The organism is Billgrantia desiderata (assembly GCF_900108215.1).
Taxonomy (GTDB): domain Bacteria; phylum Pseudomonadota; class Gammaproteobacteria; order Pseudomonadales; family Halomonadaceae; genus Halomonas; species Halomonas desiderata.
Map to the genome: position 1 here is coordinate 1 of NZ_FNVC01000010.1, position 12,170 is coordinate 12,170.

The 12,170-nt window shown below is 67.7% G+C and carries 13 protein-coding genes; 7 read left to right on the forward strand and 6 right to left on the reverse strand.

Going from position 1 to position 12,170, the window contains the following annotated elements:
* Window positions 1-419 precede the first annotated feature (419 nt).
* The 3 genes from C4S71_RS10785 to zwf are packed head-to-tail and all read right to left on the reverse strand — an operon-like array spanning window position 420 to window position 3,286.
* Window positions 420-1,082, reverse strand: coding sequence for a bifunctional 4-hydroxy-2-oxoglutarate aldolase/2-dehydro-3-deoxy-phosphogluconate aldolase (locus C4S71_RS10785; protein WP_103969114.1), 663 nt, complete (start codon window positions 1,080-1,082; stop codon window positions 420-422).
* Window positions 1,083-1,098: 16 nt separating this feature from the next.
* A complete protein-coding gene (gene pgl / locus C4S71_RS10790; RefSeq protein ID WP_086510050.1) occupies window positions 1,099-1,776 on the reverse strand; it encodes a 6-phosphogluconolactonase in 678 nt (225 codons plus the stop codon).
* A 1-nt stretch (window position 1,777) separates the two neighbouring features.
* Window positions 1,778-3,286 carry a glucose-6-phosphate dehydrogenase gene (gene zwf, locus C4S71_RS10795; protein ID WP_103969115.1) on the reverse strand — a complete coding sequence of 503 codons (1,509 nt, stop codon included), beginning with the start codon at window positions 3,284-3,286 and terminating at the stop codon, window positions 1,778-1,780.
* A 196-nt stretch (window positions 3,287-3,482) separates the two neighbouring features.
* On the opposite strand from zwf, the gene C4S71_RS10800 reads away from it, so the two are divergent.
* The 4 genes from C4S71_RS10800 (at window position 3,483) to C4S71_RS10815 (ending at window position 7,582) form a co-directional block, all read left to right on the forward strand.
* A complete protein-coding gene (locus C4S71_RS10800; RefSeq protein WP_086510052.1) occupies window positions 3,483-4,343 on the forward strand; it encodes a MurR/RpiR family transcriptional regulator in 861 nt (286 codons plus the stop codon).
* 82 nt (window positions 4,344-4,425) lie between these two features.
* Window positions 4,426-5,298 carry a putative selenate ABC transporter substrate-binding protein gene (locus tag C4S71_RS10805; RefSeq protein ID WP_103969116.1) on the forward strand — a complete coding sequence of 291 codons (873 nt, stop codon included), beginning with the start codon at window positions 4,426-4,428 and terminating at the stop codon, window positions 5,296-5,298.
* Complete coding sequence (locus tag C4S71_RS10810) at window positions 5,298-6,062, forward strand: ATP-binding cassette domain-containing protein (RefSeq protein WP_103969117.1); 765 nt, start codon at window positions 5,298-5,300, stop codon at window positions 6,060-6,062. The genes C4S71_RS10805 and C4S71_RS10810 overlap by 1 nt, the downstream gene beginning before the upstream one ends.
* Entirely contained in the window at window positions 6,059-7,582 is a 1,524-nt protein-coding gene (locus C4S71_RS10815) for a PhnE/PtxC family ABC transporter permease (RefSeq protein WP_235014305.1), read from the forward strand. The genes C4S71_RS10810 and C4S71_RS10815 overlap by 4 nt, the downstream gene beginning before the upstream one ends.
* A gap of 142 nt (window positions 7,583-7,724) precedes the next feature.
* Here the strand turns inward: C4S71_RS10815 and C4S71_RS10820 are convergent, their stop codons facing one another.
* A complete protein-coding gene (locus C4S71_RS10820) occupies window positions 7,725-8,099 on the reverse strand; it encodes a RidA family protein (RefSeq protein ID WP_086510055.1) in 375 nt (124 codons plus the stop codon).
* Window positions 8,100-8,306: 207 nt separating this feature from the next.
* Here C4S71_RS10820 and modA point away from each other — a divergent pair, with 207 nt between their 5' ends.
* Genes modA through modC form a run of 3 tightly spaced genes read left to right on the forward strand, consistent with a single transcriptional unit; the run spans window position 8,307 to window position 10,849 of the window.
* Window positions 8,307-9,083 (forward strand): molybdate ABC transporter substrate-binding protein, encoded by a 777-nt coding sequence (modA, locus tag C4S71_RS10825; RefSeq protein ID WP_103969118.1) that lies wholly within the window; start codon window positions 8,307-8,309, stop codon window positions 9,081-9,083.
* Window positions 9,084-9,089: 6 nt separating this feature from the next.
* Window positions 9,090-9,788: a molybdate ABC transporter permease subunit gene (modB, locus tag C4S71_RS10830; protein WP_086510057.1), complete on the forward strand. Its 699-nt coding sequence runs from the start codon at window positions 9,090-9,092 to the stop codon at window positions 9,786-9,788.
* Window positions 9,785-10,849, forward strand: coding sequence for a molybdenum ABC transporter ATP-binding protein (modC, locus tag C4S71_RS10835; protein WP_086510058.1), 1,065 nt, complete (start codon window positions 9,785-9,787; stop codon window positions 10,847-10,849). The genes modB and modC overlap by 4 nt, the downstream gene beginning before the upstream one ends.
* Before the next feature lie 21 nt (window positions 10,850-10,870).
* On the opposite strand, the gene C4S71_RS10840 is transcribed toward modC, so the two are convergent.
* Together C4S71_RS10840 and C4S71_RS10845 are read right to left on the reverse strand one after the other, a co-directional pair.
* Window positions 10,871-11,239: a winged helix-turn-helix domain-containing protein gene (locus tag C4S71_RS10840; protein ID WP_200825274.1), complete on the reverse strand. Its 369-nt coding sequence runs from the start codon at window positions 11,237-11,239 to the stop codon at window positions 10,871-10,873.
* Between the two features lie 76 nt (window positions 11,240-11,315).
* Window positions 11,316-12,170 (reverse strand): universal stress protein, encoded by an 855-nt coding sequence (locus tag C4S71_RS10845; RefSeq protein WP_103969119.1) that lies wholly within the window; start codon window positions 12,168-12,170, stop codon window positions 11,316-11,318.

The window sequence follows — 12,170 nt, forward strand, 5'->3', positions numbered from 1 at the left end:
CACTGTGGCAGACCATCAGACCTCCCAGGGTAAGACGCGCGACCTTCCTCCCATACACCCGCCGCATCTACTGCCGCCCCTTCCGGATAGCTATTGGGCTTCGAGTTTCTTGGCCCTCTCGCCCAGGTGGCGACAGCCTCGTATGCGATTTCTGTTCGTCGGGCCGGGAGTTTGCCTCCAACTTCCTTCAGATTCCGTCTCGCGACGGACACCCTTGCTGTTCGGCTAACGGTTCCCGCTATCAGGGTCCGTAGGGGACTTTCACCCCCAAGTCATTCCGAGGCACCACCCTCGGAAACAGCGCCCGTCGGGCGCTGCGCGCCATGCCTGGCGCACCAAAAAAAGCCCGGCCTACCAAGGCCGGGCAAATGACAGCACCTGGCTGCCGAGAGAGCACAACAATAGGGTCGGTGAGCCGCTCAGTGATGGAAATGCTGGGCGGCTTCCTTGGCGAGCTGGCGGATGCCGTTCCAGTCCTCGGCCTCGACCAGGGACTTCGGCGTCAGCCACGAGCCGCCCACGCACATCACGTTCTTCAGCGCCAGGTAGTCCTCGGCGTTGTCGAGAGTGATACCGCCGGTGGGGCAGAAGCGCGCCTCGGGGATCGGACCGGCGAAAGCCTTCAGCGCCTTGACGCCACCGCTGGCCTCGGCGGGGAAGAACTTGAAGCGGCGGTAGCCGTACTGCCAGCCGGTCATCAGCTCGGACACCGTGGCCACGCCGGGCAGCATCGGCACCGGACTGGTGACACCGTAGCGGTAGAGCGCTTCGGTAGTGCCGGGGGTGACCACGAAGTCGGCGCCCACCTGTTCGCTCTGGCGATACTGAGCCGGCGTGAGCACCGTTCCCACCCCGATGCTGGCCTGGGGCAGCGCCTGCTTGAGGCGCTTCACCGCTTCCAGTGCGCAGTCGGTGCGCAGGGTCACTTCCAGCACGCTGAGTCCGCCTTCGACCAGGGCGCGGCCGAGCGGCACGGCATCCTCGATGCGCTCGATGGCCAGCACCGGGATGACTTCCGCCTTGAGGCAGATGCTGTCGAGCTCGGTGGTCCGCGTGGACGGCAGCTGTTTGTCGATGGTCATGCGCAAGACTCCAAGTTCAGGGGGCCCAGTAGACGGCCAGCGGGCAGGAAAGAAAGGCACGGATCGGCAGTTCGCGAGAGTCGTCGCCGGACATGGCCCGGGCCAGTACGCTGCGCTTGTCGTCACCGGTGATGTGCAATACGTGGCGCCGGGCCTGGTGCAGGCGGTCGGCGCTCAGGGTGATACGCGGCTGAGGCTGGCTGGGGGTACGTGCGGCCAGCACCGGCGCATCGGTGGTCAGCCCCAGCTCCAGCTCGCGGCTGTCGGGGAACAGCGAGGCGGTGTGACCGTCGCCGCCCATGCCCAGCACCACCAGGCTGGCGGGCCAGGTCAGCGCCTCGATGCGCTGGGTGACCGCCTCGACGCCCTGCTCCGGCGTCTCGTCGTCGGTGGTCAGCGAAACGAAGCTGGCCGCAGCGGCGTGCCCGGTAAGCAGATGGCGACGCACCAGGCGCGCATTGCTCGCCTCGTCGCTCTCGCTGACCCAACGCTCGTCGGCCAGGGTCACCTCGACCCGCTCCCAGGGCAGCTCCTGTTTGGCCAGGGCCTGGAAGAACGGTACCGGCGTCGAGCCGCCGGAGAGCACCAGCAACGCACGCTCCTGCTGCGCCAGGTCGCGGCGCAGCGCCTCGGCGGCGGCTTCGGCGAGCTGCTCGGCAAGCTGCTCGCGCGGTGTGGCATCCAGGTTCGTCATCTCAGTAGTCCTCGTACCAGCTGCGCCCGTCCTGGGTGATCATGGCGATGGAGGCCACCGGCCCCCAGGAGCCGGCCGGATAGCGCCGCGGCGGCTCGCCCATCTCTTCCCAGGCGGCGATCAGGCTGTCGCACCAGTGCCAGGCGTGCTCCACTTCGTCACGCCGCACGAACAGGTACTGGCGACCCTTCATCACCTCGAGCAGCAGACGTTCGTAGGCATCGGGTATGCGCTCCTGAGGGAAGGCGCTGCCGAAATCCAGATGCAGCGGGCCGCGCCGCAGGCGCATGCCGCGGTCCAGGCCGCTGTCCTTGGTCAGCACCTCCAGCGCGATGCCTTCGTCGGGCTGCAGGCGGATGACCAGCTTGTTGGCGGCCAGATTGCGCTGATCGGGGTCGAAGATGTAATGCGCCTGCTGACGGAAGTGAATCACGATCTGCGACAGCTTCTCGGGCATGCGCTTGCCGGTGCGCAGGTAGAACGGCACCCCGGCCCAACGCCAGTTGGAGACGCCGGTCTTCATCGCAACGAAGGTCTCGGTGCCGCTCTCGCGGTTGGCGCCCTCCTCCTCGAGGTAGCCCGGCACGCCCTTGCCATTGATGGTGCCGGCGATGTACTGCCCGCGCACCACGTCGCGATTGAGCTTGGCCTCGCTGAAAGGCTGCAGCGCCTTGAGTACCTTGACCTTCTCGTCGCGGATGGCGTCGGCGTCCAGGTTGGCCGGCGGATCCATCGCGATCAGGCAAACCAGCTGCAGCAGGTGGTTCTGCACCATGTCGCGCAGCTGGCCGGCACGGTCGAAGTAGCCCCAGCGGCCTTCGATGCCGACCTGCTCGGCCACGGTGATCTCCACATGGGAGATGTGGTTCTGATTCCACTGGGTGCCGAACAGGGGATTGGCGAAGCGCAGCGCGATCAGGTTCTGCACGGTCTCCTTGCCGAGATAGTGATCGATGCGGTAGACCCGGGACTCCGGGAACACCTCGCCGATGGCGTCGTTGATCTCGCAGGAGGACTCGAAGTCGTAGCCGATCGGTTTCTCGACCACCACGCGGGAGAGTTCGTCGAGACATTCACCGGTTTGCAGATTGCGGCAGATATCGCCATACAGGCTGGCCGGCACGGCCAGATAGACCACCAGGGGGCAGACCACGGTGTCGTGACGCACCGCCTTGCGCCACTCGGCGATGCCGCGATAGCCCTCGGCGGTGCCGAAGTCGAGCTGCAGGAAGTCGAGACGCGCGGTGAAACGCTTGACGGTCTCGCGCTCCAGCTCGGCGGGCTTGACGTAGGTCTGCAGGGTCTCGGCCACACGCTTGCGGAAGGCGTCGGTCTGCATCTCCTGACGCGCCAGCCCGAGGATGCGGGTATCGTCGTGAAGCAGCCCCTCGCGGTCGAGATGGTACAGCGCGGGATAGAGCTTGCGCAGCGAGAGGTCGCCCAGGGCGCCGAAAAGCGCCAGATCGATGACCGGCCGATCCTCGTCTTCAGACCGCCTGGTTGCCTTCATGTTTGCCCCCAATCTGGTTAACTTACATAAAAAATACGTCAGCACTGCTGCTCATGCAACGCATGTTTTGTAATATTACACTAATTTCTTAGTGACGGACCTGTCTCGTTCGCGGCCGGGACGACACCGCGATAGGATAGCCCATCATTTTGTTGTTAAATCACTACATCATCTGTTTCAGAGAGTCGCAACCGCCATGGCCCATGATCTGCTGCAACGCATTCGACAACGCCTCGATGAGCTCAACCGCTCCGAGCGCAAGGTAGCAGACGTCATCCTGGCCGACCCGGCTCGGGCCACCGGCCTGAGCATTGCCAGCCTGGCCCAGGCGGCCTCGGTCAGCGAGCCCACCGTAAACCGTTTCTGCCGCAGCTTCGATGCCAAGGGCTATCCCGATTTCAAGATCAAGCTGGCCCAGAGCCTGGCCGGCGGCACGCCCTACGTCAGCCAGTCGGTGGAGCCCGGCGACGCGGCGGAGGACTACACGCGCAAGATCTTCGGCGCCACCATCGCCGCCCTCGACGAAGCCAGCCGCACCCTGGACCCGGCCCGCATCGAGCGGGTGGTGGACTACCTGATCCAGGCCAAGCAGATTCACTTCTTCGGCCTGGGCGCCTCCGGCGCGGTGGCCCAGGATGCCCAGCACAAGTTCTTCCGCTTCAATCTCCCGGTTACTTCCTACGTCGACGTGCTGATGCAGCGCATGGTGGCATCGGCCTGCCATACCGGCGACGTGGTGGTGATCATCTCCTGGACCGGGCGCACCCGCGAGCTGGTCGACATCGCCCGCCTGGCGCGGGAGAGCGGCGCCGTGGTACTGGGCATCACCGCCCCCGCCTCGCCGCTGGCCATGGAGTGCACCGAAACCCTGGAGGTCGCCACCCCCGAGGACACCGACGTCTACATGCCGATGACCTCGCGCATGATCCAGCTGACCCTGATCGACGTGCTGGCCACCGGCGTGACCCTGCGTCGCGGCGAGGATTTCCTGCCGCACCTGAAGAAGATCAAGGACAGCCTGCTGGAGACCCGCTACCCGGCCACGCGCCAGGATTGAGTTAAGGTGATCAAGGGTTGTCAGCCAGGCGGCACGGCCCAACAATAGCGGCTCCGTCCTCGCCGACCGCCAAGGAACCACCATGCGCCGGATCGCACGCTCTGCCATCTCCCTCACCGCCCTTGCCTTCGCCCTGTTCGCGCAGGGAGCCCTCGCCGAAACCTTCCGTTTCACCGCCATTCCGGACGAGGATCAGGCGCGGTTGGTGGAGCGCTTCGGCAAGGTGGCCGACTACCTCGAGGAGCGCCTCGGGGTCGAGGTGGAGTACGTGCCGGTGAAGTCCTACAGCGCCGCGGTCACCGCATTCCGTAACGACCAGGTCCAGCTGGCCTGGTTCGGCGGCCTTTCCGGCGTGCAGGCCCGGCGTCTGGTACCGGGCTCCCAGGCGCTGGCTCAGGGCAGCGAGGACGATGCCTTCATGAGCTACTTCATCGCTCACGCATCCACCGGTCTCGAGCGTGCCGACGAGCTGCCCGACGCGCTGGAAGGCATGAGTCTGACCTTCGGCTCGCGCACTTCGACCTCCGGGCGCCTGATGCCGGAGCACTTCTTCCGCGAGCGTTTCGACGACGTCGCCCCGGAGCGCTTCTTCTCCCGCGTCGGCTACTCTGGCGATCACTCACGCACCATCGCGCTGGTCGAAGCCGGCACCTACGACATCGGTGCGGTCAACTACACCGTGTGGGAAGCCGCCGTCGAGGATGGCCGGGTCGATACCGATCGGGTCCGGGTGATCTGGGCCACACCGTCCTACCCCGACTACAACTGGACCCTGCGCGGCGACGCCGACGAGCGTTTCGGCGAAGGCTTCACCGAGAAGGTACGGGCCGCCTTCCTCGAGATGGACGACCCGGAGCTGCTCGCCTCCTTCCCCCGTGAGGCGTTCATTGCCGCCGACAACGAGCTCTATGCTCCCATCGAGGAGGTGGCCGAAGCGCTCGGCCTGCTGCGCTGATGGTGGGTGAGCAACGGCGTCTGCTGATCCGCTTCGAGGGCGAGGACCTCGGTCAGGGCGCGCATGTCGTGCTGCCGCGTCTGACCCTTGCCCTGCACGAAGGCGAGCGGGTCGCCCTGCTCGGCCAGAGCGGCGCCGGCAAGTCGACGCTGCTCGCCGAGCTGCGCCGCCGCCTGGGCGGTCAGGCGGCCTGGTGTCCCCAGCACCACGGCCTGGTGCCGCAGCTCGCCGTCTATCACAACGTCTTCATGGGACGCCTGCCGGAACACTCGGCGCTGGCCAACCTGTGGAACCTGGTGCGCCCACTGCGCGGACCATGGCGAGAGGTGGCCGCGCTGTGCGACGAACTGGGCCTGGCCGGCCTGATGCGCCGTCCGGTGGGCGAGCTTTCCGGCGGCCAACGCCAGCGGGTGGCCATCGCCCGCGCCCTGTATCAGGCCCGCCCGCTGTTCCTGGGTGACGAGCCGGTGGCCAGCGTCGACCCTCACCAGGCGCTGCGGCTGCTGGACCTGATCGACTCCCGCCACACCACCTCGGTGGTGGCGCTGCACCAGCGCGAGCTGGCACTCTCCCACTTCGACCGGGTGTGGGGGCTGCGCGACGGCCGCCTGGCGATCGACGCCCGTGCCGATGCGCTGACCCTGGCCGAGCTCGATGCGCTCTATCCCGATGCCGCGGAGCCGAACCGTCGCCCGCCGCCCGATGGCAGCGACGCCGCAATGCCGAGCCCCGAGGCGCTGCCCTGCGCCCGAGGGCGGCCATGAGCGATGCCCTGGTCGACAGCCGCCTCCCCTCGGCACGCAGCTGGTGGCGCGGCGGCTCCCCCGGCCTGCGCCTGGCCCGTCATAGCCTGGGCCTGGTGGCGCTTGCCGTGCTGCTGGTGCCCTTCGCCGATCTGGCCATCCACACCCGCGACCCCTGGGGCGAACTCGGACGCATGGCCGCCGGGCTGGCGTGGCCCGCCTGGGGCGCGCTGGAATCGCCCTTCGCGGCCCTGGGCCTGACCGTGGCGGTGGCCTTGTGGGGCACCCTGGCCGGCGTGGTGCTGGGCTTTCCCCTGGCGCTGCTGTTCGCCCGCTCGCGCCTGGTGCGCGCCGCCTGCGCCTTCGTGCGTGCCATTCACGAGCTGTTCTGGGCGCTGCTGTTCCTGCAGGTGTTCGGCCTCTCGGCGCTCACCGCCCTGGCGGCGCTGGCGATCCCCTATGCCGGCATCTTCGCCAAGGTCTACGCCGAGATCCTCGAGCAGACGCCGCGCGCACCGCGCGATGCCCTGCCACCCGGCAGCGGACGGCTGGCACGCTTCGTCTACGCCGAGCTGCCGCTGGCCTGGTCTCAGCTCGCCGCCTATACCCGCTATCGCTTCGAGTGCGGCCTGCGCGCCAGCGTGCTGCTCGGCTTCGTCGGCCTGCCGACCCTGGGCTTCCATCTCGAGACGGCGTTTCGCGAGGGGCGCTACCATGAGGCGGGTGCACTGCTGTGGCTGTTCTACCTGCTGATCGCCAGCCTGCCGTGGTGGGGCCACAAGCGGTTGATCCCGCTGCTGCTGGTGGGCGGTGTCTGGCTGCTGGGCCCCTGGCCCAGCGTTGACGGCGCGCTGCTGTGGCGCTTCGTCTCAGAGGATATCTGGCCGGCGGCGCTGCTGGTCGGCGACTGGGCGGGGCTGTTCGAGTGGCTGGCGCGGGTACCGGCGCTGGGCCCGGCCATCGGCAACACCCTGCTGCTGGGGCTGCTCGGCAGCGTGGGGGCGCTACTGGTAGCGCTCATGCTGTGGCCGCTGGCCAGCCGCCATTTCGGCAACCGTGCCACCCGTCTGGCCGGACACGGCGTGCTGATCTTCCTGCGCTCGACGCCGGAGCTGATGCTGGCGTTCGTCTTCCTGCTGCTGCTCGGCCCCTCGCTGCTGCCCGCCTGGCTGGCCCTGGCGCTGCACAACGGCGCCCTGATCGCCTTTCTGGTGGCACGCCACGCCGATGCCATCACCCCCGGCATGCCGGGGCTTACCGCCAGCGGACGCCTGGCCTACGAGCTGCTGCCGCGGGTCTATCCGGGGCTGCTGGCGCTGCTCTACTACCGCGCCGAGGTGATCCTGCGCGAAACGGCGATCCTCGGCATGCTGGGGGTGGCCACGCTGGGGTTCTATATCGAAGAGGGCTTCGACTACCTGATGTTCGACGTGGCCTTCTTCCTGCTGCTGATCACCGCCGCGCTCAACGTCGCCGTGGACGCCCTCTCGCGACGGCTGCGGCCGCGAGAGGCACCGCTCGACGATCCCTGCGTTCGTTAGGAAACCACCGAGGTTCTGCTGCACTCGATATCCGGGTCGCCGGCAGTACTCGTATTCCTCATTGAGCAGACAGTCAACTCCGGTTACTCCGTGCTGGCGGCAACCCGCCTATCTTCGCTCGCCAAGAACCTCGACGGCTTCCTCAGTAGGAATAGTCGCCGCCGACGACTGCCGCCGTGACGGTGATCTCCACCTTGAGCTCGTCGGCAGGCATCGGCGCACAGACGCAGGTACGTGCCGGGGCATGGCCGGTGGGTACCCAAGCGTCCCACACCGCGTTCATGGCGGCGAAGTCATGACCGTCCTTGAGGTAGATGGTGGCCGTCAGCAGGTGCTCGCGGTCGGAACCGATCTCGGCCAGCAGCGCATCCACCCGCGCCAGCATGCTTTCGGTCTGCTCGGTGATGTCGCCGTGGCGCGCCTCGGGGCCGGCGACCTGGCCGCACAGGTAAGCGATACCCTGGTGGATCACGGCGCGGCTCATGCGTGCCTTGGTGTCATGACGGACGATGGTCATCTCTTGCTCCTCGGGAAGTAAAAATCTCGCCGATTCTAACGCATTCGGCGGAGTCGACGTCGACACACCCAACCGGCATACCTCCTGCGCGGTATATCCAGGATGCGTTATGCATGGCAGTATACGACGAAGCGTTATATCCATCGGGATATGACGATGACTCGCCCACGCCGGAAGAGCACAGAGAACCCAACGGGGGAACGATCGATGAGCCGTGTTTTTCGTCTGCTGGCCGGCGTGGCCGCCCTCGGCCTGAGCCTCACCATCGCCACGGCCATGGCCGACCCGCAGCCGACCCGGATCGCCGCCGCCTCGGACCTGCGCTTCGCCATGGACGAGATCCTGGAGAACTTCGCCAGCGACCATCCGGAACACCCCATCGAGGTGCTCTACGGCTCCTCGGGGCGTTTTCGCAGCCAGATCGAGCACGGCGCCCCCTTCGATCTCTTCTTCTCGGCGGACATCGCCTACCCTCGGGCACTGGAACAGGCCGGCCATGCCGCCGGCGAGGTGATCCCCTACGCCGAAGGGCGCATCGTGATCTGGAGCGACGGACTCGACGCCTCGGAACTGACACTGAGTGACCTCGCCGACGAGCGCTTCCGCCGCATCGCCATCGCCAACCCCCGCCACGCACCCTATGGCGACCGGGCCCGGGAGGCCCTGCGCGCCAGCGGCCTGTGGGAGACGCTGGAGCGACGCCTGGTGTTCGGCGAGAACATCGCCCACACCCTGCAGCTGGTGCAGAGCGGTGCCGCCGAGGTGGGCATCATCGCCCTGTCGCTGGTCCGCCACCCGTCGATACTCGACCAGGGTGGCTACCACTTGATCGACGACGCGCTCCACGCGCCGCTCACCCAGGGCTTCATCATTACCCGCCGCGCCGCCGACAACCCTACCGCGCGGCTGTTCGCCGACTACATGAGCGCAGCGGAAACCCGCAGCATCATGCGCGCCTATGGCTTCCAGCTACCCGATGAGTAAGGCGAGATGACCTGGCTCGGGATCGGCGAGGCCGACTGGATCGCCCTGCAGCTCACCTTCCGTCTGGCGCTGATCAGCACCGCCCTGCTGCTGGTGCTGTGCCTGCCGCTGGCCTGGTGGCTGGCCCATACCCAGCGCCGCATCAAGGTGGTGATCGAGGCGCTGGTCGCGCTGCCGCTGGTGCTGCCGCCCACGGTGATCGGCTTCTACCTGTTGATCCTGCTCGGCCCCCGCGGCGCCGTGGGCGGCACCCTGGAGCGCCTGGGCGCGAACCACCTGGCCTTCACCTTCACCGGGCTGGTGATCGGCTCGATGATCTATTCGCTGCCCTTCGTGGTACAGCCGTTGCAGAACGCCTTCCAGGCCATGGGGCGCCGCCCGCTGGAAGTGGCCGCCACCCTGCGCGCGGGCCCATGGGACCGCCTGGTGTCGGTGGTGCTGCCGCTGTCGCGCCAGGGGCTGCTCACCGCGGCGGTGCTCTCCTTCGCCCACACCCTGGGCGAGTTCGGCGTGCTGCTGATGATCGGCGGCGGCATCCCCGGCCAGACCCAGGTCGCCTCCATCGCCATCTACAGCCACGTCGAGGGCATGGACTACGCCTCCGCCCACCGCCTGTCGCTGTTGCTGATCGTGACGGCCTTCGTGATGCTGGTGTGCATCTATGCGCTCAACAAGCGCTTCAAGATCGTGGGAGTGGCGCCATGAGCCTGGCGTGCGAGTTTCGGCTGGCGCGCGGCGACTTCGCGCTGGACGCCCGGATGACCCTGCCCGAGCGCGGCGTCACCGCGCTGTTCGGCCGCTCCGGCTCGGGCAAGACCACGCTGCTGCGCTGCCTGGCCGGCCTCGAGAGAGCCGAGGGATGGCTGACGGTGAACGGCTGCCGCTGGCAGGACGACGAACGCTTCCTGCCGGTGCATCGCCGCCCGCTGGGCTACGTGTTTCAGGAAGCGAGCCTGTTTCCCCACCTGCGGGTACGCGACAACCTGCGCTACGGCTACCGGCGGGTGCCGGTGGCGCGGCGCCGGGTGGACTTCGACGAGACGGTGCGGCTGCTCGGCGTCGAGGCGCTTCTCGAGCGCTACCCGCAAGCGCTCTCCGGCGGCCAGCGCCAGCGGGTGGCCATCGCCCGGGCGCTGCTGGCCAGCCCCCGGCTGCTGCTGATGGACGAACCCATGGCATCGCTGGACGCCACCAGCAAGGCGGAGATCCTGCCCTACCTGGAGCGGCTGCACGACCACCTGGAGATTCCGGTGGTCTATGTCAGTCATGCCCTGGAAGAGGTGGCCCGACTGGCGGATCACATGGTGCTGCTGGAAGCGGGCCGGGTGCTGGCCACCGGGCCCTTGCACGAGTTGCTGACCCGCAGCGACCTGCCGCTGGCCCATGCCGACAATGCCGCCGCGGTGCTGGAGGCGCAGGTGCTGGATTACGACGCCGGGCGGCAGCTGGTCACGCTCGGCTGCGGCGACGTGCGACTGCGGGTCTCGCGGGAGCAGGCACCGTCGAGCCAACGCCTCAGACTCAGCATCAGGGCCAGTGACGTGGCGATCAGCCTGAGCCCAGCGCGGGATTCCAGCGTGCTCAACTGCCTGCCGGTGCGGATTGCCGAGATCGACGACGACCCCCATCCCGGCCATCGGCTGGTGCGTCTGGCCCTCGGCGATCAGGCCCTGCTCGCGCGCATTCCCCGCGAGGCCGTGGAGCGTCTGGCACTCGCCCCCGGCATGGCCGTGCATGCCCAGGTGCGGGCGCGGGCGCTGACATGAGAATTGAGATCGACAAGGCGATCAGTTGGATGGCGGCGAATCGGCAAACAGCGCAGTGAAGGCCTCCATCTCCTCGGCCACCGCCTCGCTGGCGATGCGCTGCATGCGCCGGTAGCGCTCCAGCACTTCCTCGCCGAAGGGCGTGATCCGCGCACCGCCGCCTCGTTTGCCGCCGGTGGCGGTGGTCACCAGCGGCTCCCTGAAGCACTGGTTCATGGTGTCCACCAGCATCCAGGCGCGTCGATAGCTCATGCCCATGTCGCGTGCGGCGGCACTGATCGACCCGGTGGCGGCAATCGCCTCGAGCAGCTGCGCCTTGCCCGGCCCGATGGCGATGGCAGGGCCCAGCTGAATGCGCAGGCGGGGAATGGTCGGATCATGGGCGGCCACGCTGTGCCTCCTTGGACAAGTCAGCAGGATGCTACCACTCCTCATCTTGTCTGACATGTCGCCAAGGGAAGCCCTCTCAGCGAAGCAGCAGTACCGGCACCCTGGCCCGCCGCAACATGGCGGTAGTGGTGCTGCCCACCAGCAGGTGGCGAATGCGCGAGTGGCCGTAGGCGCCCATCACCAGCAGATCGATGGCGTTCTGCTCCTGGTAGACGCGCAGGGTCTCCTCCACCTCGCCGGCACGGATCGCCCCTTCGGCCTCGTGGCCGGCCTCGCGCAGCGTGGCCAACGCCCACTCCAGCTGCGAACGGTTGTCGCCGGTCTCGGCCCCGACGATCACCACGTGCACCGGAATGCCGTTGAACAGCGGGCTCTTGGCCAGCATCTCGACTCCCTTGCGGGTGGTCTTGCTGCCGTCGAAGGCAAGCATCACCCGCCGGGGCTGGGTGAAGCTCTCCGGCACCATCAGAATCGGCCGATGCAGCGTGCGCACCACCCGCTCCAGGTTGGAGCCCAGATGCTCGCTGGCCTGGTGGGCGGTCTCGCCGCGCTTGCCCAGTACCAGCAGGCGAATCTCGTTCTGCAGCTCGTCGAGGGTTTCCACCAGGGTGCCGTTGCGCTGGCGGGTGGCGGGCTCGGCCACGCCATCCTCGATGGCACGCTCCTTGGCCGCCGTGAGCACCAGCCGCCCCTGCTTCTGGGCCACCTTGGCGCGCTGCTCGTCGAGCTGAGCGAGCTCCTCGAGCAGATGCTCGCGGGAACCCAATCCAATATGGCCGGAGAGGTCCGCTTCGGCGGTCTGAGGATGGTTGTCCACCACGTGCAGAAAGGTCAGCGGCGCGCCGAGCGCCTGGCTGGCCCAGGCGGCGTAGTCGCACACCCCGGTGGAGAACTGCGAGCCGTCGATGGCGGCCATTACCTGTTCGGTCAT